Raw genomic sequence first — 20,823 nt, forward strand, 5'->3', positions numbered from 1 at the left:
ACAAAATCATGGCAGGCGAATTTAGTCGTACTAGTCGGATTGGTGACCAGCTCCAAAAGGAGCTGGCGTCCTTGATCCAGTTTGAAGTAAAAGATCCTCGTTTAGGATTGGTTACTGTCAACGAAGTACGTGTAGCAAAAGATTTAGGCTATGCGGATATTTATTACACTGTACTTGGTAAAGATGATCAGCCAGAAGTATTGGCTGAGAACCAAGCTGCACTGGATAGTGCAAAAGGGTTCTTGCGTCGTCGTTTAGCACAAGAAGTAAAACTTCGTGTTATGCCGCATTTGCGTTTCCACTACGACCAGAGTGTTGTTAATGGTTCGCGCATGTCTGCTCTTATTGACGAAGCAATTCGTGATGATGAGACTAAAAACGGTAACGAAGACGAGTAATAAGTTCGTATGGTTAAAGCAAAATGGCGTTCAGTAGACGGTATCGTCCTACTGAACAAGCCGATAGGTTTAAGTTCTAACCAAGCGCTGCAGCGTGTCCGTCGCCTATATCAGGCAGCGAAAGCGGGTCATACTGGCGCGCTTGATCCTTTGGCAACAGGTATGTTGCCATTGTGTTTAGGGGAAGCGACGAAATTTTCCCAATACTTACTGGATGCAGACAAGCGTTATTTAACCTGCATTCAATTAGGGAAAAGAACCACCACAGGGGATCGGGAAGGTGAGGTTTTGACGGAAGATTCCGTTCCTGCTTTAACCGATGAGTCTCTTGAAGAAATTCTAAATGGTTTTCGTGGTGAGATTGAGCAAATTCCGCCTATGTATTCCGCTTTAAAACACGAAGGCAAACCTTTGTATGAATATGCTCGTCAGGGTATTGTCATCGAAAGGAAGCGCCGTCGTGTTACTATTTCAAATTTAACGCTTGTTTCCAGAACTGAAGATACATTGACCCTAGATATTCAGTGTTCTAAAGGGACTTATATTCGCACTATTGGCGAGGATATTGGTGAAGCGCTAGGTTGTGGAGCGCATTTACACTCTTTACATCGTATTTCGACAGCAGGTTATTTGCCTGAGAATATGATGACTTTGGAAGAGTTTGAAGCGATAGCGGAGCAAGGTTATGACGCGTTAGACGCGCATCTAATCACAATGGACACTGCCGTTGAGCATTTTGCGAAAGTGGAACTGCCTGAGTCGGACACAGTGAATATGATGTTTGGTCGAACTGTTCCTAGTCCTGTTTCATTAGAACATGAAGCAGTGGTGAGAATGTACGATCAGGGGACACAGCGTTTCTTAGGTCTTGGGCAAATTAAAGGTGCGTTTATTCGCCCTTATCGATTGGTAAATACTAGCGAGTTCTCTTTATAAATAGCAGTGAGTTCTGCTAAAAAGAGTGTTAAACTTGCTGGCTTAGGATGACTGAAAATATGCTCGGCTATCCTTTACTTTTAATAGCATATTAATTTGGAGATTAAGATTATGGCATTGTCTGCAGAATCAAAAGCAGCGTTGGTAAAAGAGTTTCAAGTAGCGGAAGGCGACACTGGTTCTCCTGAAGTTCAAGTAGCATTGTTGACTAAGAACATCGAAGGTCTACAAGGTCACTTTAAAGCTCATATCCACGACCATCATTCTCGTCGCGGTCTAATCCGCATGGTAAACCAGCGTCGTAAGTTGTTGGATTACCTTAAGCGTAAAGATGCAGCTCGTTACACTAGTTTGATCAAAAAACTAGGTCTGCGTCGCTAAGACTGAGAAAGGGCCATAAGTGATTATGGCCCTTTTTTTATTGGTCTCCCAAGGGACAGCCTGTACTTCATATGCACTTTTCTTCTTCGAAATAAAGAAGATAAAAGAGTTCATATGAGTACTGGCTTAAAAAGAGGTCTTTGGGAGAAGAAATTTTTTTAATAAAAGGAATACGTGTGAGTATTACTACAAAAACTTTCCAGTTCGGTAACGATACCGTAACGCTAGAAACAGGCCGCATTGCTCGTCAAGCAACAGGTGCTGTTCTTTGTACTATTGGTGATGCACAAGTACTTGCTACTGTTGTAGGCGCTAAATCAGCTAAAGCTGGTCAAGACTTTTTCCCATTGTCTGTTCATTATCAAGAGCGTGCTTACGCAGTTGGTAAAATCCCTGGTGGCTTCCTAAAACGTGAAGGCCGTCCTTCTGAAAAAGAAACACTGACTTCTCGTTTGATCGACCGTCCAATCCGTCCATTATTCCCTAAAGGGTTCATGAACGAAGTTCAGGTTGTTTGTACTGTTATGTCTACTAACACTAACTTAGACGCTGATATTGCGGCTATGTTGGCAACGTCTGCAGCATTGACTATCTCTGGTATTCCATTCAATGGTCCTATCGGTGCCGCTCGTGTTGGTTTTAACGACGAGTCTGGTTACGTTCTTAACCCAAGCTACTCAGATCTAGATGGTTCTTTGCTAGACATGGTTGTAGCTGGTACGAAAGACGCAGTATTGATGGTTGAGTCTGAAGCGCAAGAGCTTACAGAAGACGAAATGCTAGGTGCTGTGCTTTACGCTCATAAAGAAATGCAAGCGGCGATTTCTGCCATTACTGAATTCGCAGCTGAGTGTGCTAAGCCTCGTTGGGATTGGGAAGCTGAAGCGGCAAACGTTTCTTTAGCTGATGCACTTCAATCTGGTTACGCTGCTCAAATCGAAGAAGCGTACGGTATCAGTGAAAAAATGGCTCGTTACGCTCAACTAGGTGTTGTTCGTGATGCAGCAGTTGCAGCTCTTGTTACTGAAGAAGGCGAGTTTACTGAAGCTGATGTGACAGGTGCTTTCTCTAAATTAGAAAAACGCATCGTTCGTCGTCGTGTAATTGACGGTAAACCTCGTATCGATGGTCGTGACAATAAAACAGTTCGTCCAATCAATGTTGAAGTTGGTTTGCTAAGCAAAACTCACGGTTCTGCTTTGTTTACTCGTGGTGAGACTCAGGCAATTGCAACTTGTACTCTAGGTACGAGCCGCGATTCACAAATGACTGATGGTTTGACTGGCGAAAGCAAAGACAGCTTCATGCTTCATTACAACTTCCCTCCTTACTCTGTAGGTGAGTGTGGTCGTATGGGTGGTGTTGGTCGTCGTGAAATTGGTCATGGTCGTCTAGCTCGTCGTGGTGTTCAAGCAGTATTGCCTTCTGAAGATGAATTCCCATACACAATTCGTGTTGTGTCTGAGATCACTGAGTCTAACGGTTCAAGCTCTATGGCGTCTGTATGTGGTGCGTCTTTGTCTATGATGGACGCTGGTGTTCCACTTAAGGCGCCAGTTGCTGGTATCGCAATGGGTCTTATTAAAGAAGACGATGGCTTTGCCGTATTAACTGATATCTTGGGTGATGAAGATCATCTTGGCGATATGGACTTTAAAGTAGCGGGTACTGCAGAAGGTATCACAGCACTTCAAATGGACATAAAAATCGAAGGTATCAACGAAGAAATTATGGATATCGCTTTGAGCCAAGCGCTTGAAGCTCGTACTCATATCCTTCGCGAAATGGCGAAAGTAATTGGTTACGCTCGTCCAGAAGTTTCTCCAAATGCGCCTTCTATGGCAACGATTAAGATCGACCCAGAGAAAATTCGTGACGTTATCGGTAAAGGTGGTGCAACAATTCGTTCTATCACTGAGCAAACAGGCGCGTCTATCGATCTAGATGACGACGGTACTGTGCGTATTTACGCGGCTGATAAAGCCTCTTCTGATGCAGCATTGCTGAAGATTCATGAAATCACCGCTGAAGCAGAAGTGGATAAACTTTACAAAGGTAAAGTGGTTCGTCTAGCTGAATTTGGTGCATTCGTAAATATCTTACCTGGTAAAGATGGTTTGGTTCACATCTCTCAAATCGCTGAAGAGCGTATTCGTGCGGTAACTGACTTCCTTTCTGAAGGTCAAGAAGTCATCGTTAAAGTACTAGATGTTGATGCTCGTGGTCGTATCAAGCTTTCTATGAAAGATGTTACTGAAGAAGAAAAAGCAGCTTACACTGAGTAATTTTTAGTGTAAATTGATGTAAAAGGGCGCTATTTATAGCGCCTTTTTTTGTTTTTAATATCTTGAATAGTCTAGAATAGCAACATTGTATTTAATGTTTTAGTAATATTTTGACACTGCATATCTCTAGCTATTTAGCTTCTTGGATAAAGGAAAAAGATGATGACCTTTAAAGTTGTGGGTTTATTGGCAGCTAGCCTTGTATTGGCTGCATGTAGTAAAGATGCTTTGAATACGCCTGTTGAGGCTATTCCTGATTGTGTATTTGCTGATGGCTCTAATCAAGCGGCTCCTGCTTGGGTATGTGGAGCACCTGTTGATGGTGTTGCTTTGTCTGCTGTAGGTTATAGCGAAAAATCAGCTGCTGGTCCTAATTACATGAAACAAATGGCGGCGACAGCTGCCCGTGTTGAGTTGGCTCAAGTGCTAAGTGTTGATCTACAGAATATGGTGAAGCAGTATGTTGAAACGACAGGTGCTGGTGATGCAGAAACCGTTGATCGTGTGAATAGTGTGGTAACAAAGCAGGTAACTGAGCAGAAATTGATAGGTTCTAAAGTGGTTCGCCAGATGCCAACGCCTAGTGGTGGTTTGGTTGTTTTAGTTGGTTTAGACCCTGATCAAGCTGGAAAAGTAGCTCAAGATATTTTGCGTACTTCTATGAAAAATGAAGCTGCTTTGTATCAAAAGCTAGAATCTGAAAAAAGTTTTGATGAGTTGGCTGCAGAAATTGCCAAGCGTCACGCTCAGTAAAGTACAGCGATGAGTAGTACGAGTAGTACGCCACTTTATGTACTACTCATCATGTTTTTCTTTCTAAGGATTTGCTTCTTCATCAAAAATCGGAGTAGGCTTTTTGTTGCTATCTACCGCAACGAAATTAAAATGCCCTGTCACTGCTTTTGTGCGTTTGTCGCTATCCAGCTGTTCTAGAAAAATGGATACTTCTACTTTTAGCGATGTTCTACCGACATGAACTACACGGGCGATTAATTCAACTAAGATACCAGAAGGGATTGGTTGCTTGAAGTCCACTTGCTCGGTTGAAATGGTTACCATGGTTTTTCTGGCGAAACGGGTGGCCGCAATATAAGCAACTTCGTCCATCCACTGTAAGGCGATACCACCGAATAAAGTGTCATAATGGTTTGTTGTAGCAGGGAAGACCATTTTAGCAACGCGTGTTTCTGATATCTCTTCACGCTTTTGGATGAGTAGCTTATTCATGTTCAAAAAACCTTTTCTTTCAATGATTCTGTTAGTGAGCATTATACTCGTAGGAGTGTCGAGTTGTGATACGCGATTTAAAGCAGAGGCCGTTTTGTCTCAATATGTTGCTGATTTGAATCGTTCGCAATTTTTGTCTGTATCTTCGCCAACTATCGTAATGCCGGATAGTTTGCCTTCATCACGCCATCGCCAACAAAATTTGACGCAATTTGATATTGGTTTGTTGGATTTTTTGTCTCTGCAGCAGTGTGATGTTGGTATCGTGGCGGGCAGAAAAAATAGTATTCTTGGCAAGGTTATGCCTGATAGTCAGCGCTTTTTATACGAGCTAGACATCATCCGTGCCATTGAGTCGTGTGATATTAAGAATGAATCATTATCTGAAGAGCTACATAAGATAGCTCAGCAGAAACGCCTTGAATTGCCGATGGCGTTTGGGAATGCTCTTTTTAATGGAGCGGAAAGCGAGGCGTTTTTTAGTTTATCTAATGGTTTTTTACCGCTTAATTATTCTACTTCTGAGCAACAAGAATTATTAGATTCATTGAACCGATTGGTCGTCGTTGGTGAGAATCTTGCGAATTTACCTGTTATTGATCCGAGTATTTTTGAAGGTGATTTAAAAATACTTATGGACAGCGAGTATGCGGGTCGCTTGCTGTATTCATTGGCACGTATATCGAGTTATTTAGATCTAGTTGCAAGTGAAGTGTCACTGTTGGATGGCAACATTTGTGGTGCTCCAATGATTTATCTTAAACAGCAGTTTGAAGCACATTATGTAAAAGTGATTCAGCCTTATATAGGGCGGATAAATTCGGGGGCTTATCAAGTTTTGCCTTTGCTCAATAAGTTGTTCGAACTTGGTGAACCGTTAAGTCGTGATATGCAAACTTTTTCGCAGCAATTTTCTCTGAAGGAAGCGAGTAGTGAATGGCAGCGTTACCAGTTTGTGTCTCAATACCATGCTAAGCAATGGAGTGCTTTGTTTGCTAAGTGTTCAATATCTATTGGTGGCAAGTCTTAATATAAAATCGTTAAATACGAGTGTTAATTTGTTGCTCTAAACTCTCAACGGCATCGTATTGATAAGCAGGGCCTTCTGCCAAAGGCTCGAAGCTCAAGGCTTTTAGTAAAGCGATGTTTGCGATGGGGTTTTCTCCGATGCTGTGTGAGAACTGCATTGGTCGTGTAATTGCGTGTGGCTGATGAAAGTTTAAGTCATCAGGTGTATTTATGACGGACGGTCCTGGTTGATTGAATAGGCTCATTAATAAGGCAAAATGCGCATTGCCAGAAACCGGTTTGCCCGCTTTGCTGCTTTGGGTTACCTGTGTTTCAACAATCTCTCTTAAATTCATTTATGTGCCTATTAAATTATCTACGATAACGCTATCGGCACAGAGCGATTTTTCTTAAAGAAAACAGGGAATTAATTAAAAATGCTTTTTCATCTGTGATAGGTGTGATGGAAAGTTGCTATTTTGACTTTCATCGCTAGGTGAGTATTTTTAAATTGTGATTTTTTGTATATAAGGCCATCAATTTTTGTTCAATGTATAGCCCAAAGTGTTTAAGCGTCGTACTATAATGCATTATAGATCAATTATATTTTTAGGGTCTTCTGCTTTTATTTAGAAAAGTGAGCCGCTTCACATCAGTGCGGTAGGGCATAGTACATGCATGATATTAACGAACTGATCGACAATGTTAGACGTAATGAAGAGATTGCACGCAAATTCTTTGAGATAGAGCGTTGTATACTTTCGATTGGACGTTGTGATCAGTTTGTTTCTACATTAACCAAAGAAGTGCAGAAACAGTTTAGTGTGCCTTATGTTTGGGTAAACCTAATTAATGAAGCGCCTTTGTCTCATCTAATAGAAAGTCTAGAGAAAATGCCAGATCTACGTGATAGGGTGCTTTTTACAAGACGTCGTTCTATGATTGATATTATCAAATCCAGTAATAAAACGGTTTTAGTAAATACTAATTTAAGCCAATGCAGGGAAATCATTCCCTCTGTTTATCGTGATATTATTTCTTCTGTCGCTATTTCTCCTTTGACTATTGATGGTGAGTTGGTTGGACTATTCTGTCAGGCCGATTCAGACAGCTCTAGATATGATGCAACGACAAAAGATACTTTTTTACTTGATCAGTTAGCGATTAAGATCTCTATTTGTTTGAGTAATGTGACGGCAAGGGAGAAACTGGAATATTTAGCAACTCGAGATCCTTTGACTGGTTTGCTAAATCGTCGTCAGCTTGAGCTAATGTTGGATCGTGAGTTTTCTCGCTCTAAAATGCAGGAGCGTGACCTAACGGTTGTATTTATTGATTGTGATGCCTTCAAGTCTATCAATGATACATTAGGTCATAACTGTGGTGATGAAGTATTGGAGTACATTGCTAAACGATTGCTCAAGTATGTTCACAAACAAGGTCTGGCCTTTAGATTTGCAGGTGATGAATTTGTGTTTGTCATGCCTGGAAAAAGTTATGAGCAAGCCATTTTGGTGGCGGAATCTATCCAAGAATATCTACAATCTAATCCATTAAGGTATAAATCTAATCTTGTACCCATTACTATTAGTTACGGTGGCGCCAGTGTCATGTCTGATTCACCTAGTAACTATAAACATCTGCTAAAAGTGGCAGATGAGCGCCTCTATGACTATAAAAATAACCGCAAACGATTAGTGCCGACAAAGGTCTTTAAATTTTTAAATAGACTTAGATGATTTCGTAATTTTATTACATTGTAGCGTTTATTTTTTCGATGTCGCGGTATTTTTCACCTCAATTTTGTTGTAAAATTTCAAAAAAATTAAATAGGGTTCGTTTATGTCCCATGCTTTAATCGCCGATCTTGGTGGAACTAATGCGCGTTTTGCTTTGGTTCCTATCCATCAATACGAGCCTCTAGAAGTTAGAGTGCTTCCTTGTAAGAATTACGATAATTTTTTTGATGCCGCAGCGGACTATATCGAAAACTGCAGTATTAGTATGGATAAAATAGATGCTATTGTTTTGGCGATTGCAGGTCCTGTTAATCAGCCAGTGATACAGTTTTCTAATAATCCGTGGAAGTTTACTCGTGATGAAGTGCAGTCTTATTTTGGTGATAATAAACCTGTTGCATTACTGAACGATTTTGATGCCGTTGGACATTGTTTGGAAATCCTTAAACCTGAAGATGTTGTTGTCATTGGGGAAAGTTCAGCTGTTGATCCAAAAGGTGCTTGTTGGGTTGTTGGGGCTGGAACTGGCTTGGGGATATCTTGTGTTGTGCCTCAAGATAATGGGCCCAATATTGTTTTGCCTGGAGAAGGCGGCCATGTTGATCTATCTTCCTGTAATGAAGTGGAAGACGACATATTGAAGTTCCTTCGTACACGACATAAACGAGTTTCTGCAGAGCGTGTTTTATCTGGTATGGGACTTGAAAATATATACGAAGCACTAGCGTTGCGAGAAGGGATTGAAAAGCGTTTAACCGCACCTGAAATTGGCGAAGCTCTAAAGCTTGGTAATGATCCTATTGCAACAGCTACACTGGAGCAGTTCTTTGTGTTTTTAGGTCGAGTAATCGGTGATCTTGTTTTGTCGGTTGAGTCTCGCGGTGGTGTATATATTGCCGGTGGTATCGTTCCTCGTTATTTAAAAGATATTCTTAAAAGTGGTTTCCGTGATGCGATGCAAGACAAAGGTCGTATGAAAGAATTTGTTTCCCCTATTCCGACTTTTGTTGTGATGTCTGAATACCCAGGGCTGATGGGCTGTGCATGTTACGCGTCCCATCTTGCGTCGAAAGCCTAGTTTAGTTGGAGAATAAAGAATGAAGGCCAGTTTAAAAGCCTGTGACGTTGTAATTTTTGGTGGTGGCGGCGACCTTGCGATGCGCAAGTTACTTCCAGCTTTGTTCCATTTAGATATGGATGGTTTACTTGCTCCAACGACTCGTATTATCGGTGCTTCGAGACGTGAGGTAAGTGCAGAAGAGTATCAAACTAAAATTCGAGCAGCGCTTGATGAGTTTGTGCCTTCAAGTGTTGGCGATGAAAAAACATGGCCGCGTTTTAAGGAGCGTCTGAGCTATGTTTCTGTTGACGCTCAGGAAGAATCAGACTTCTCGCGACTCAATGATCACAAGGTTGGTGGCGATGATCGTGATGTTGTATTTTACCTAGCAACTTCTCCTGATCTATTTGGATCTATTTGTTCGTCATTGGCAGCTCATGGTTTAAATGCACCTCGCATGCGTGTTGTTTTAGAAAAGCCGCTTGGCCGAGATCTAGTTTCTTCTCGTGCGATTAACGATGAAGTGATGAAGAACTTTAACGAGCAACAAGCCTTTCGTATCGACCATTATCTTGGTAAAGAGACTGTACAAAACCTGTTGGCAATTCGTTTTGGTAATACACTTTTTGAACCATTATGGGATAGTGCGCACATTGATAATGTCCAGATTACTGTTTCTGAAACTGTGGGGGTTGAAGGGCGTTGGGGTTATTACGATAAAGCAGGTGCCATGCGTGATATGGTGCAGAACCATTTGATTCAACTTTTATGCTTGGTGGCCATGGAGCCTCCAGGTCGAATGGATGCTGATTCGGTTCGAGACGAAAAAATTAAAGTGCTTAAAGCGCTTCGCCCAATTGCTGGTGCAAATGCCTATACTAAAACTGTGCGTGGGCAATATGCAAAAGGCATGATCAAAGGGAAGGAAGTTAAAGGTTACTTCGATGAAGAGGGAAGTAATCCAAATTCAAGAACAGAGACCTTTGTGGCTTTGCGTGCCGATATTGATAACTGGCGTTGGGCTGGCGTACCTTTTTATTTAAGGACTGGTAAGCGCCTTGGACAGCGTTACTCTGAAATCGTCATTCAATATAAAGCCGTTCCGCACAGTATTTTTAGTGATGAAAGCAATCGTCAGTTGCAGCGAAACCAGCTTGTTATTCGACTCCAGCCAGAAGAAAAAATCTCGTTAACTGTGATGAATAAAGTGCCTGGTGTAAGTGAAGGCATGGTGCTTCAACCTGTTGACCTGAACTTGAGTTTGACTGAAGCGTTTAATGATAAACGTAGCCCGGAAGCTTATGAGCGCTTATTACTTGATGTGATGCGCAACGATGCTACTTTGTTTATGCGCTATGACGAAGTGGAAGCCGCTTGGAAATGGGTAGATGGCATTATGTCTGCTTGGAACCAAACCAGTGAGCGTCCAAAAGAGTATGCCGCTGGCTCATGGGGCCCGGCCGCATCTATGGCCTTGCCAATTAAAGATGGCCGTAACTGGCATGATTATTAAGTCTTAAAAAAGGAAAGTAATAATGACCACGTCTTATACTGCTGAACAAGTTATGACAGCAACCCCTGTTGTGCCCGTTATTGTTGTTGATGATGTTGAGCAGGCTGTTGCACTGGGTAAAGCACTGGTTGCTGGTGGTGTGCCAGTTTTAGAGGTTACTTTACGTACGCCTGCTGCTTTGGAAGCAATTACTGCGCTACGTAAGGAGGTGCCAGATGCCATCGTTGGTGCTGGAACGGTTTGTTCCCGTGAACAATATGTTCAAGCGATCGAAGCGGGCTCACAATTCATTATTAGTCCTGGAATGACAGCGGATTTGCTAGCAGTAGGTAAAGAGTACGATGTTCCATACTTGCCAGCAGTAGCGACAATTTCGGATATCTTGTTGGGGATGGAATACGGTTATGACCGCTTTAAATTCTTCCCAGCAGAGGTGAATGGTGGTGTGAAGGCTTTGAAAGCGTTTGGTGGTCCATTGCCGCAAATTAAATTCTGCCCAACAGGTGGAATTAGTGCGGATAATTTCCGTGAGTACTTAGCACTGCCAAATGTGCTTTGTGTTGGTGGTTCTTGGATTGTGCCAACCGATTTGGTACGTGCTGGGAAATGGGATGAAATTACTGAGCTAGCGAAATCGGTTGCCCAGTAACACCCGGTTATTTAAGGCTATTTTTATAGCAGCGAAAGGGAAGAACGTTTGTTCTTCCCTTTTTTGTTTTATAAGTTCTCTTCGGCAAACTCTGCGAGTCGGCTTCGTTCAATGCCATTAACGTGCATTATGCTGGCATATTTAAAAGATTTTGTTTTTTCTACCAGGTAGGTTAAACCTGAAGTGAGTGGAGTGATGTATTTATTATCTATCTGAGCCAAGTTGCCTAGTACGATGATTTTTGAGTTGCTACCGACTCGAGTAACGATGGATTTTAGTTGGAACTGTGTTAAGCCCTGAGCTTCATCGATAATAATCAAAGCGTTATTGAATGATCGACCACGCATGAAGTTCAAAGACTTAAATTGGATGTTGGCCTTTTGTTTTACATAATCGATACTGCTAAAGGAGTGTTCATCTGCACCATGTAAGATTTCCAAGTTGTCGTCGAAGGCAGCTAACCAAGGTGCCATCTTTTCTTCTTCTGTACCAGGTAAGAAACCAATGTCTTCTGCCATTGGAGGGGTTGATCTGGCTACTATGATTTTATTAAAGCGTTTTTCTTCCATGGTGACTTGCAACCCATAAGCTAAGGCTAATAGTGTCTTGCCTGAGCCTGCTGGGCCTGTCATTACCATTAAGTCTGAGTTGTCATGGCGTAATAGGTAAAACGCCATAGCTTGCTCTAGATTGCGTGGTAATATGCCCCAGAAATTTTGGTTCATTAAATGTTGTTTGTTTATATCGAGTAAAAAAACATGCTCTTGATCTAAGTTGACGACAAATCCAATAAAGTCCTCATCATCGATTACAAACATATTGAAATAAATATTGGGTAAGTGGTTTCTGTCTATGACGTGTACTGTATGACGGCCATGAGCTTCTGTTTTTACACTTTCGATCGTGGACCAAAAGCTCCCACTGAATTGTATATAGCCTTTGCTCATTAAGTCTAGATCATCAAGAACCTTGTCTTTTCTGTAGTCCTCTACACGCTCTAGCCCTGAGCCTTTTGCTTTGATGCGCATATTGATGTCTTTGGTGACCAAGCAAACAGCGGATCGAGGGTGGGTTGCTTGTAAACTTAAGCCTACATTGATAATGCGGTTGTCATTGGCATGATCATGATTACCATTTAAAAAGGGAATATTATCAGTGAGGGTGATTTGTTGGTCAGGGTAAATGGCTAAAGAGCCTTCACTACGCTTGTTCTGGTCTTTGTCCACATCATTACTGACAACTCGGATTGGTACACCCTCTTGTAACTCACGAGGTGATGCATCACCGACTATTTTATCAATAGTGTTAATGGCCACTCGTGCTTCACGGCTAACATCCTTATCTCTTCTGTCTTTAATGACGTCCAATTCTTCGAGGACTGTCATAGGAATAACGACCTTATGTTCGGCAAATGCATAAATTGCCAACGGATCATGTAATAACACATTGGTATCAAGAACGTAGATTTTTTCCATAGCCTGTTACTCCTGCAATGAATATAAAGATTTCTTTTGAAGAGCGAATAAACGAATAAAATAAACGGAACTTGGATTTGTGTGAAGAGCTGAATTTTTGCTTGGTATGAATACTTGTGCTGTACAAAATGGTTGGCTGGATGATCTATCAGCCAAGAATGGGGGGAGTGTTGAAATAATTTGATTATGGTTTTGTAGCAAGCTGAACCTCACTGTCTTTATCCATACTCTAGTTCGAGTGTATGACAGTTTTGTTGCTTTTGCTTGTTCTAACTGGTTTTTTTTACATTTTTTGGTTATAAAAAAGCCGCTGTTTATGGCAGCGGCTTTTTTGTACTTTACTAGACTCAGTCGTCTAAGAAACTTCTTAGGTGTTCTGAACGGCTAGGGTGGCGTAGTTTGCGTAGTGCTTTTGCTTCGATTTGACGAATACGTTCACGCGTTACGTCAAATTGTTTGCCAACCTCTTCAAGGGTGTGGTCAGTATTCATATCGATACCAAAACGCATGCGCAATACTTTCGCTTCACGAGCAGTTAGACCTGCAAGAACCATGGTGGTTGATTCGCGCAAACCTTCGATAGTTGCTATATCAATAGGGGATTCAGCGCCATCGTCTTCAATGAAGTCACCTAGGTGTGAATCTTCATCATCACCGATTGGCGTTTCCATAGAGATAGGTTCTTTTGCTATCTTCAACACTTTTCGAATCTTGTCTTCAGGCATGTCCATGCGAGCGGCCAATTCTTCTGGCGTTGCTTCGCGTCCCATTTCCTGAAGCATCTGACGAGAGATACGATTTAGTTTGTTAATCGTTTCAATCATGTGTACTGGAATACGGATTGTACGGGCCTGATCGGCAATCGAACGTGTGATCGCCTGACGAATCCACCACGTGGCGTAAGTAGAAAACTTATAACCACGACGATATTCAAACTTATCAACCGCTTTCATTAGGCCAATGTTACCTTCTTGGATAAGATCCAAGAATTGTAGGCCGCGGTTTGTGTATTTTTTCGCAATAGAGATAACCAAACGCAAGTTAGCTTCAACCATTTCTTTCTTCGCGCGGCGAGCTCGAGTTTCCCCGATAGAAATGCGACGGTTGATTTCTTTTAATTCTGCGATGGTCAGGCCAGTCTCTTTTGAAACTGCGCGAAGTTTGCGTTGGCTACGCATAAACTCAGCTTCGTTTTCTTCAAGAGTAGCCGCGTAATCAGCGCCAGAAGCAATTTGCTCTTTAAGCCAATCTGAATTTGTCTCATTGCTTGGGAAGCGTTTTAAAAACTCAGTTCTTGGCATGCCAGATTTACGCACACAAACTTGCATGATAAGGCGCTCTTGCTCGCGTACTTTTTCCATACGTGAACGCACGCGATCAACTAAATCATCAAACAGTTTAGGAACAAGTTTGATAGGAGCGAAACTGATGCTCAACTCTTCTTGCTTGCTTTGTACTGCTGGGTCTTGGCGATTGCGTGTTTCAAGTAATTCTTTTAGCTCAGTGTAGATACGCGTAATATCGTTGAAGCGTAGTGCAGTTTCTTCTGGATCTGGGCCGTTATCTGTTTCTTCTTCAGCGGTATCTGAATCGTCATCATCTTCGTCACTGTCTACAGTGTCTTCATCGATGATTGGCTCTTCGGTAGCGACATCTTCAAAAACAGGTTCTTCGCCATCGCCGTCGATGAAACCGCTAAATATATCGCTTAAACGACCTTCTTCTTCCTGTACTTTCGCGTAAGCGTCAAGTAGTACGTCTACCGCACCTGGGAAGTAAGAAATAGCCGCCATAACTTCGCGCGTACCTTCTTCAATACGTTTAGCAATCGCTATTTCGCCCGCGCGAGTCAGTAGTTCAACTGTTCCCATTTCACGCATGTACATGCGCACAGGGTCTGTTGTTCTAGTGATATCGCCTTCTACAGCAGCTAATGCGGCAGCCGCTTCTTCTGCTGCGGCTTCATCTGTAGCGTCACCTTCTTCCATGAGGAGACTATCCTTATCTGGTGCAACTTCAGAAACCGTGATGCCCATGTCATTGATCATGGCAATGATTTCTTCTACTTGCTCCGGGTCTGAAAGGTCATCAGGGAGGTGGTCATTAACTTCAGCGTAAGTTAGGTAACCTTGTTCTTTACCCTTGGAGATCAGCTCTTTGAGACGTGACTGTTGAGTGTCTGGCATTCGACAACCTATCGTTAGAAATTCATTTGGGAGTTTAGCAAGCCGCGGATTATAACAAAATCAATCACTTTTATCCACCGAATACTATCTTTTTTGAATGAAAATTAAACTGGGTTCAATTTTTTTTCTGTCTAATTAAATCCATTAAATTCCGTAGTTCTTGCTTGCTGCTACTATCCTTTATGGATTCATTCCCCTTACTTTTCAACCGTGCGATGCTGCTATTTAACCCAAGATTTTTTTCTAGAGCTAAAACCATGTCGAGCACTTCTTGCTGTGCATTGGTTATTTTTTGCTTGGTTGTAGCATCTTGGTGGTTTAATAGTGTGTAAATGGATGAAATAGTGGTTTTATCTGTCAACTCGCCTAGCAAGTGTCCGGTGTTTTTATAGGGGTGTTTTGCGAAATATCTCCATATTTTGCAGAAGATTTGTAGCTCCTCATTGGCTTGATTTACTAGGGGATCGGGTAAATCGATTTCTTTTGCTATGTGCGGGTGTAGTAAAAGACACAGGGAGGCTTGTTTTATTCGGCTGAGGCTTGGTGCTGCCGGTGGCAGAGCAGGCTCGTCGTTGTAAAATTTACCCTTAGAGAAAGGTTTTTTGTTAAAAGGCTTTTTGAACGAGCCTTGTGTTTTGGGTTGGCTCAACGGAGCACTGTAATCACTATGATGGAAATCATCATAATCGCCATGTGATGGTTCGTAATCGTAATGGCTTAGGTCTGGTGTGTCGCCATCATAATGTTGGATTTGTTGTGCGTGGCTTTGATGTGTTGGTTCATGGCCTTCTGACGGTGTATGTTGGCGGCGAGTTTTAAAAACAGTATTACTTAATGTTTCGCTATCGATGCCTGATTGATCGCTTAATTGGCGAATCAAAACCGAGCGGAAGGTTAGCTCTTTGGGGATTTGCTTAATCATTTCCATGGCGTTGCGAGCAAATTGAGCTTCGCCTTCCTCGTCGCCAAGAGTTACCTGATTTCTGGCGTGATCAAACAAGACATGCGATAAAGATGAGGCGTCTTCTAGGCGATGGTTGAATGCTTCTTTGCCTTCTTTTCTAACAAGAGAATCTGGGTCTTCGCCTTCTGGTAAGAATAAAAAACGTACTTGTTTTTCGTCTTGCATGACGGGAAGAGAGGCTTCTAAGCCGCGTATTGCTGCTGCGCGACCGGCTTTGTCACCATCAAAACAGAGGATGACCTTGCTGACTAACTTAAATAATTTTCGAATATGCTGACTGTTAACGGATGTTCCTAGCGTAGCAACCGCATTGGTAATACCGTGTTGAGCGAGAACAATAACATCCATATAACCCTCGACCACAATGATTTGGTCGAGTATTGGGGTGTTTTGTTTAGCTTCGAATAAGCCATAGAGTTCTTGGCTTTTTTGGAAGACAGGGGTTTCGGGAGAGTTTAGGTATTTGGGTTTTTCGTCCCCAAAGGCTCGTCCACCAAAGGCAATGACTCGGCCTCGAGAGTCGCGTATTGGGAAAATAATACGGTCACGAAAGCGGTCGTAGTAATGTCCTGGCTGGTCTTTTTTCTCTATTAGCATGCCGCCAAGTAGAAGTTGCTCTTGGCTTTCGGCGCGAGTGCCAACTTTTTTTAGTAGGTTGTCCCACCCAGGGGGAGCGTAACCTAAACCAAATACTTTAGCTATTTGACCAGATAACCCACGGTCTTTAGACAAATAGTCGGTGGCTTTTTTCTTATCAGGGTGCTGGGTTAATTGCTGTTGATAGAATTGTGAGCTTTCCGATAAGCGCTTTAAAAGCTCAGCATTTTGTTCGTATCTATCAGGGGCGCCTTGTTCTCTGGGTACTTCCATGCCTGCATCTTTGGCAAGCACTTCAATTGCATCGACAAAATCTAAATGATCATGTTCCATTACAAAGGAGATGGCATTGCCGCCAGCGCCGCAACCAAAGCAGTAATAAAACTGTTTGTTTGGGTTTAGGCTAAAGGAAGGGCTTTTTTCGTTATGAAAAGGGCACAGAGCACTATAATTTTGCCCAGTCTTTTTTAAGCTAATACGAGACGCAACCACATCGGTTAGGTCGGTGCGAGCTAAAAGCTCATCAATAAACTGATCAGGAATGCGCCCCGCCATGGTATTAGCCTAGTTGTGCTTTAACTTGTTTGCTGATTTGTGCCATATCTGCACGGCCTTGTACCTGTGGTTTTACAATGGCCATAACGGCGCCCATTTGCTGCATGGAGGTTGCACCGGTTTCTGCAATTGCTGCTTTTACAATCTCACCCACTTCATCGTCGGTTAAAGGTGTTGGCAGAAACTCACTGATGATTGCCATTTCTTCTTGTTCGATTACTGCTAGATCTTCACGGCCACCATCGATGAATTGTTGGTTGGAATCTTTGCGTTGTTTGTTCATTTTATCTAGAACGGCCAATACGCGAGCGTCATCCAGTTCAATTCGCTCATCTACTTCGATTTTTTTGCATTCTGCTAAAATTGTACGAATCACAGTCACACGCTGTTTTTCTTTAGCGCGCATTGCGGTTTTTAGGGTTTCTGAAATGAACTTTTTTAATTCTGACATGGGATCCTCTTTTAATTCATAGGGCTTTTAATTCATTGAGACAGTTACCCGTAACGTCGTACTGGGGTCTCTTTGGAAGCAAAAAAAACGGCTAGTTGGTTAACTAGCCGTTTTTTTATAAGCCTAAATGTTAGAAACGTCTAGGCAAACATTTGTTTTTAGCAAATTGCCAAACGGCAGATTGGCCTAGTACAAACGCTGGAATTTCTTCTGCTCACGAGAAACTTTCTTAGCGTGGCGTTTAACAGCAGCTGCTGCAGCACGTTTGCGAAGAGTAGTTGGTTTTTCGTAGCATTCACGACGACGAACTTCAGCCAAAACGCCTGCTTTTTCACAAGAGCGTTTGAAGCGACGTAGAGCGATGTCAAATGGTTCGTTATCTTTTACTTTTACTGCTGGCATGTAATTACCTTTAATAATATTTTTTTAAAGTTTAAGTATTCACAAAAACGGCGTGAATCATACCCGTATTTAACGGGCTTTCAAAGCGCGCTTTTGTTGAACAGAGTGTGATCCAGTACGGATCGATTTTTCTAGGCTAAAAAAGCCCAACCCTGAACAGACTATTGTCGCGTCTGTAACTGTATTCATTCTTTAAGAGGGTGTTTGGATCGCCATTTACTTATATTGGTAAGCTATGTGCCAAACTAGAAAAATCACCTGCCTTTTAATTTAAACATTTAAAACGCGCGCATTATAATGCTTTTGCCTTGTTATGTCTAATTTCATTTGAGTTGCCTTTTAAGTAAGTGGCTCTTTCCTCTGCAACGGTGGAGATAGATAGGGTACAATGCGCTCAAATTATTGATGAGATTATTCTGATGAAAGTATTGGGATTAGAAACCTCTTGTGATGAGACGGGTATCGCGATTTACGATACTGAAAATGGTCTTTTGGCTCACAAAATTTATTCTCAAATTGCGCAGCATGCCGAATACGGCGGTGTAGTTCCAGAATTGGCTTCTCGTGATCATGTTCGTAAAACTTTGCCGCTTATTGATGAAGTGTTGCAAGAAGCGGGCATGAAAAAGTCGGAATTGGATGCGATTGCATATACAAGCGGTCCAGGCTTGGTTGGTGCCTTAATGGCTGGTGCAACAATTGGGCGTTCTCTGGCTTATGCTTTGGGAATCCCTGCATTAGGCGTACATCACATGGAAGGTCATCTTTTAGCGCCAATGCTAGAAGAATCTCAACCAGAAATGCCTTTTATTGCTTTGCTGGTTTCTGGTGGTCACACACAATTGGTTCGTGTAGATGGCATTGGTGAATATCGTCTTCTAGGTCAATCCCTTGATGATGCCGCTGGTGAAGCGTTTGATAAAGCTGCAAAAATGATTGGCTTACCTTATCCAGGTGGACCGCAAATTGCCGCATTAGCAAAACAAGGTAATCCTAAGTCTGGATTGAAATTCCCGCGTCCTATGACAGATCGCCCAGGTTTAGATTTTAGTTTTAGTGGCTTGAAAACAGCATTTTTGACGGCAGTCCATGATGCACTAGACAATGATCGTTGTGATGAGCAGTTTAAAGCTGATGCGGCATTGGCGTTTGAAACTGCAGTGGTGGATACCCTAGTGATTAAGTGTCGTCGAGCGTTGGAGGCTGAAGGCTTAAAACAACTTATTATCGCTGGCGGCGTGAGTGCTAATCAGCGTTTACGTGAACAGCTTGAAAGTCAGTTGAAGAAAATTAAAGCCAGTGTTTTCTATGCACGACCAGAGTTTTGTACGGATAACGGAGCAATGATCGCTTATGCAGGAGCTCAGCGTTTGGTTAATGGCCAATCTTCTGAATTAAGCTTGTCCATACGTGCTCGTTGGCCCTTGTCTGAATTACCGCCTTTGAAGGAATCTTAATATGAAAGACTTAGTGTTTATTGAGGGGCTAAAAACTCAAGCCGTGATTGGTGTGTATGAGTGGGAAAAAAAGATTCAGCAAGATTTAGTGTTTGATTTGGAAATGGAGCATGATAATCGTGTTCCAGCAGAGACTGACGATCTGGCTAAGACGTTAGATTACGAAGCTATCTCGAATTATATTTTGGCATTTTGCGCCGAGCGTCAGTTTGAGTTAATTGAAACTTTGGCGGAGCATTTGGTGGGAGAGCTGATTGGAAAATTTAAGTTGAACGCTGTCACGTTAACTTTGCGTAAGCCTGGCGCTGTTCCGACTGCTCAAGCCGTTGGCGTGAAAATTCACAGAAAATCTGCTGTAACTTATTGAGAAAGTGCTGTCATTTATTAAGAAATAAGTGACAGCGTTTTGCATGTTATAGTTTGATAGCTATTACAAGTTAGCTAATCAGTGGAGAAAGTGTTTTGTCGAGAGCTTCAGTGCGTACTTTTTTGAGTGCTTGGCCTAGTTCTGCACCACTAAAGCCTTGTTTGATTAATGATGCAGCATTGATCACTGCAATAGTATCTCGTAGCTTTTGCCAGTCCTCAACTTTGCTATTGGTTAAGCGACTTAGAATCGCAATCAGTAAGATAAATGGTTGAGGTTTTTTTATGGCATTAACGGAAATTAGCCAGTTTTCCCACGTAGTGGAGTCCATCGGAATATGTTGGTTCTCTAGGAATGAGCGAGTTTGCTCGGCGAGAATTTTGAACTGATTTGGGCTGCGAATACGCTGATGAAGTTGAGTGAGTTCTGCAAGCGGAGTATTTTTGCAGAGAATGGCCCAGCGTTGAGCTGGTGTTAGCCCAACTTGGTTCAATATATCAGTAAGCATTTGGCTGTCTTCCCAAATAAATTCTGGAAATAGTTTATCTAGCGCGTTAGCGTCTTTTAATACTGAAAAGAAGACGTTTGCATGACGTGTATTAAGTGCTTTTTCTAGCTCTTTCCAAATGCGTTCTGCGCTCAATGCAGATAGCTCTCCTGATGAACTAATCTCTCTCATCAAAGACATAGTTTCAGGTGCGATAGTAAATCCAAAATGATGAAAGCGAGCGGCAAAGCGAGCAACTCGTAACACACGTAGCGGATCTTCTACAAAGGCATTAGAGACATGACGAAATACTCTGTCGAGTAGATCTTGTTGACCATTAAATGGATCGATCAAAGCGCCATTTTGATCTTGTGCGATTGCGTTGATAGTTAGATCGCGGCGTTCTAGGTCTTCTTCTAAACTGATTTCTGGCGAAAAGTCACAGATAAATCCAGTGTAGCCTTCACCTTGTTTTTTTTCTTTCCGGGCAAGGGCATATTCTTCCTTGCTTATCGGGTGAAGGAAAACAGGGAATTGTTTTCCTACTTGTTGAAACCCTTTTTTTTCAAGTTGTTCCGGAGTGGCGCCTGTGACGACCCAGTCATGGTCGATAACTGGGAGTTCAAGTAAAGCATCTCTAACGGCGCCGCCTACTAGATAAACTTGATAAGAGTTTGTCATTTTTA

The 20,823-nt window shown here is 42.2% G+C and carries 20 protein-coding genes; 12 read left to right on the forward strand and 8 right to left on the reverse strand.

All coding sequences use genetic code 11. From position 1 onward, the window contains the following. Positions 1-8: 8 nt before the first annotated feature. The 5 genes from rbfA to B6N13_RS19170 all read left to right on the forward strand — a co-directional run bounded on the left by rbfA (position 9) and on the right by B6N13_RS19170 (position 4,753). Positions 9-398, forward strand: coding sequence for a 30S ribosome-binding factor RbfA (gene rbfA, locus B6N13_RS19150; protein ID WP_012068746.1), 390 nt, complete (start codon positions 9-11; stop codon positions 396-398). 9 nt (positions 399-407) lie between these two features. Beyond that, a complete protein-coding gene (gene truB, locus B6N13_RS19155) occupies positions 408-1,334 on the forward strand; it encodes a tRNA pseudouridine(55) synthase TruB (RefSeq protein WP_169460303.1) in 927 nt (308 codons plus the stop codon). A gap of 111 nt (positions 1,335-1,445) precedes the next feature. Continuing rightward, entirely contained in the window at positions 1,446-1,715 is a 270-nt protein-coding gene (gene rpsO, locus B6N13_RS19160; RefSeq protein ID WP_012068748.1) for a 30S ribosomal protein S15, read from the forward strand. Between the two features lie 176 nt (positions 1,716-1,891). Further along, positions 1,892-4,000 carry a polyribonucleotide nucleotidyltransferase gene (pnp, locus tag B6N13_RS19165; RefSeq protein WP_012068749.1) on the forward strand — a complete coding sequence of 703 codons (2,109 nt, stop codon included), beginning with the start codon at positions 1,892-1,894 and terminating at the stop codon, positions 3,998-4,000. Positions 4,001-4,159: 159 nt separating this feature from the next. Continuing rightward, the gene (locus B6N13_RS19170) at positions 4,160-4,753 is read left to right on the forward strand and encodes an LPP20 family lipoprotein (RefSeq protein ID WP_248280388.1); all 594 of its coding nucleotides are present in this window, start codon (positions 4,160-4,162) and stop codon (positions 4,751-4,753) included. A 63-nt stretch (positions 4,754-4,816) separates the two neighbouring features. Here B6N13_RS19170 and B6N13_RS19175 read toward each other — a convergent pair whose 3' ends face one another. Then, the gene (locus tag B6N13_RS19175; RefSeq protein ID WP_012068751.1) at positions 4,817-5,227 is read right to left on the reverse strand and encodes an acyl-CoA thioesterase; all 411 of its coding nucleotides are present in this window, start codon (positions 5,225-5,227) and stop codon (positions 4,817-4,819) included. Positions 5,228-5,261: 34 nt separating this feature from the next. On the opposite strand from B6N13_RS19175, the gene B6N13_RS19180 reads away from it, so the two are divergent. Next, entirely contained in the window at positions 5,262-6,257 is a 996-nt protein-coding gene (locus B6N13_RS19180) for a DUF3080 family protein (protein WP_348981557.1), read from the forward strand. Positions 6,258-6,267: 10 nt separating this feature from the next. On the opposite strand, the gene B6N13_RS19185 is transcribed toward B6N13_RS19180, so the two are convergent. Continuing rightward, on the reverse strand, positions 6,268-6,591 hold the full coding sequence (locus tag B6N13_RS19185; protein WP_012068753.1) for a hypothetical protein: 324 nt from the start codon (positions 6,589-6,591) through the stop codon (positions 6,268-6,270). Between the two features lie 318 nt (positions 6,592-6,909). Here B6N13_RS19185 and B6N13_RS19190 point away from each other — a divergent pair, with 318 nt between their 5' ends. The 4 genes from B6N13_RS19190 to B6N13_RS19205 all read left to right on the forward strand — a co-directional run bounded on the left by B6N13_RS19190 (position 6,910) and on the right by B6N13_RS19205 (position 11,196). Then, positions 6,910-7,974: a GGDEF domain-containing protein gene (locus tag B6N13_RS19190; RefSeq protein WP_169460304.1), complete on the forward strand. Its 1,065-nt coding sequence runs from the start codon at positions 6,910-6,912 to the stop codon at positions 7,972-7,974. A gap of 103 nt (positions 7,975-8,077) precedes the next feature. Beyond that, a complete protein-coding gene (gene glk, locus B6N13_RS19195; protein WP_169460305.1) occupies positions 8,078-9,052 on the forward strand; it encodes a glucokinase in 975 nt (324 codons plus the stop codon). 19 nt (positions 9,053-9,071) lie between these two features. Continuing rightward, on the forward strand, positions 9,072-10,547 hold the full coding sequence (gene zwf, locus B6N13_RS19200; RefSeq protein WP_012068756.1) for a glucose-6-phosphate dehydrogenase: 1,476 nt from the start codon (positions 9,072-9,074) through the stop codon (positions 10,545-10,547). Positions 10,548-10,569: 22 nt separating this feature from the next. Beyond that, complete coding sequence (locus B6N13_RS19205; RefSeq protein ID WP_169460306.1) at positions 10,570-11,196, forward strand: bifunctional 4-hydroxy-2-oxoglutarate aldolase/2-dehydro-3-deoxy-phosphogluconate aldolase; 627 nt, start codon at positions 10,570-10,572, stop codon at positions 11,194-11,196. Positions 11,197-11,264: 68 nt separating this feature from the next. On the opposite strand, the gene B6N13_RS19210 is transcribed toward B6N13_RS19205, so the two are convergent. The 5 genes from B6N13_RS19210 to rpsU form a co-directional block, all read right to left on the reverse strand. Continuing rightward, positions 11,265-12,671, reverse strand: a complete 1,407-nt coding sequence (locus tag B6N13_RS19210; RefSeq protein ID WP_012068758.1) for a PhoH family protein — start codon at positions 12,669-12,671, stop codon at positions 11,265-11,267. 347 nt (positions 12,672-13,018) lie between these two features. After that, entirely contained in the window at positions 13,019-14,857 is a 1,839-nt protein-coding gene (gene rpoD, locus B6N13_RS19215) for an RNA polymerase sigma factor RpoD (RefSeq protein WP_012068759.1), read from the reverse strand. A gap of 115 nt (positions 14,858-14,972) precedes the next feature. Beyond that, a complete protein-coding gene (gene dnaG, locus B6N13_RS19220) occupies positions 14,973-16,973 on the reverse strand; it encodes a DNA primase (protein ID WP_012068760.1) in 2,001 nt (666 codons plus the stop codon). Between the two features lie 4 nt (positions 16,974-16,977). After that, entirely contained in the window at positions 16,978-17,424 is a 447-nt protein-coding gene (locus B6N13_RS19225) for a GatB/YqeY domain-containing protein (RefSeq protein ID WP_169460307.1), read from the reverse strand. 186 nt (positions 17,425-17,610) lie between these two features. Beyond that, positions 17,611-17,826 (reverse strand): 30S ribosomal protein S21, encoded by a 216-nt coding sequence (gene rpsU / locus B6N13_RS19230; protein ID WP_009835737.1) that lies wholly within the window; start codon positions 17,824-17,826, stop codon positions 17,611-17,613. A gap of 419 nt (positions 17,827-18,245) precedes the next feature. On the opposite strand from rpsU, the gene tsaD reads away from it, so the two are divergent. Together tsaD and folB are read left to right on the forward strand one after the other, a co-directional pair. Beyond that, positions 18,246-19,283 (forward strand): tRNA (adenosine(37)-N6)-threonylcarbamoyltransferase complex transferase subunit TsaD, encoded by a 1,038-nt coding sequence (gene tsaD / locus B6N13_RS19235; protein WP_012068762.1) that lies wholly within the window; start codon positions 18,246-18,248, stop codon positions 19,281-19,283. 1 nt (position 19,284) lies between these two features. Then, positions 19,285-19,650, forward strand: a complete 366-nt coding sequence (gene folB, locus B6N13_RS19240; protein ID WP_012068763.1) for a dihydroneopterin aldolase — start codon at positions 19,285-19,287, stop codon at positions 19,648-19,650. Positions 19,651-19,720: 70 nt separating this feature from the next. Here the strand turns inward: folB and B6N13_RS19245 are convergent, their stop codons facing one another. Further along, entirely contained in the window at positions 19,721-20,818 is a 1,098-nt protein-coding gene (locus B6N13_RS19245; RefSeq protein ID WP_169460308.1) for a tRNA nucleotidyltransferase, read from the reverse strand. Positions 20,819-20,823: the final 5 nt, after the last annotated feature.

This window comes from Marinomonas sp. UCMA 3892, assembly GCF_012726345.1.
Taxonomy (GTDB): Bacteria; Pseudomonadota; Gammaproteobacteria; order Pseudomonadales; family Marinomonadaceae; genus Marinomonas.

Excerpts from the sequence above, each read along its gene's own strand:
- B6N13_RS19225 (WP_169460307.1), bottom strand. The coding sequence starts at position 17,424 with ATGTCAGAATTAAAAAAGTTCATTTCAGAAACCCTAAAAACCGCAATG.
- B6N13_RS19245 (WP_169460308.1), bottom strand. The coding sequence starts at position 20,818 with ATGACAAACTCTTATCAAGTTTATCTAGTAGGCGGCGCCGTTAGAGAT.
- B6N13_RS19190 (WP_169460304.1), top strand. The coding sequence starts at position 6,910 with ATGCATGATATTAACGAACTGATCGACAATGTTAGACGTAATGAAGAG.
- B6N13_RS19175 (WP_012068751.1), bottom strand. The coding sequence starts at position 5,227 with ATGAATAAGCTACTCATCCAAAAGCGTGAAGAGATATCAGAAACACGC.
- B6N13_RS19205 (WP_169460306.1), top strand. The coding sequence starts at position 10,570 with ATGACCACGTCTTATACTGCTGAACAAGTTATGACAGCAACCCCTGTT.
- B6N13_RS19170 (WP_248280388.1), top strand. The coding sequence starts at position 4,160 with ATGATGACCTTTAAAGTTGTGGGTTTATTGGCAGCTAGCCTTGTATTG.
- rpsU (WP_009835737.1), bottom strand. The coding sequence starts at position 17,826 with ATGCCAGCAGTAAAAGTAAAAGATAACGAACCATTTGACATCGCTCTA.
- rpsO (WP_012068748.1), top strand. The coding sequence starts at position 1,446 with ATGGCATTGTCTGCAGAATCAAAAGCAGCGTTGGTAAAAGAGTTTCAA.
- glk (WP_169460305.1), top strand. The coding sequence starts at position 8,078 with ATGTCCCATGCTTTAATCGCCGATCTTGGTGGAACTAATGCGCGTTTT.
- truB (WP_169460303.1), top strand. The coding sequence starts at position 408 with ATGGTTAAAGCAAAATGGCGTTCAGTAGACGGTATCGTCCTACTGAAC.
- folB (WP_012068763.1), top strand. The coding sequence starts at position 19,285 with ATGAAAGACTTAGTGTTTATTGAGGGGCTAAAAACTCAAGCCGTGATT.
- rpoD (WP_012068759.1), bottom strand. The coding sequence starts at position 14,857 with ATGCCAGACACTCAACAGTCACGTCTCAAAGAGCTGATCTCCAAGGGT.
- rbfA (WP_012068746.1), top strand. The coding sequence starts at position 9 with ATGGCAGGCGAATTTAGTCGTACTAGTCGGATTGGTGACCAGCTCCAA.
- B6N13_RS19185 (WP_012068753.1), bottom strand. The coding sequence starts at position 6,591 with ATGAATTTAAGAGAGATTGTTGAAACACAGGTAACCCAAAGCAGCAAA.
- zwf (WP_012068756.1), top strand. The coding sequence starts at position 9,072 with ATGAAGGCCAGTTTAAAAGCCTGTGACGTTGTAATTTTTGGTGGTGGC.
- B6N13_RS19210 (WP_012068758.1), bottom strand. The coding sequence starts at position 12,671 with ATGGAAAAAATCTACGTTCTTGATACCAATGTGTTATTACATGATCCG.
- dnaG (WP_012068760.1), bottom strand. The coding sequence starts at position 16,973 with ATGGCGGGGCGCATTCCTGATCAGTTTATTGATGAGCTTTTAGCTCGC.
- tsaD (WP_012068762.1), top strand. The coding sequence starts at position 18,246 with ATGAAAGTATTGGGATTAGAAACCTCTTGTGATGAGACGGGTATCGCG.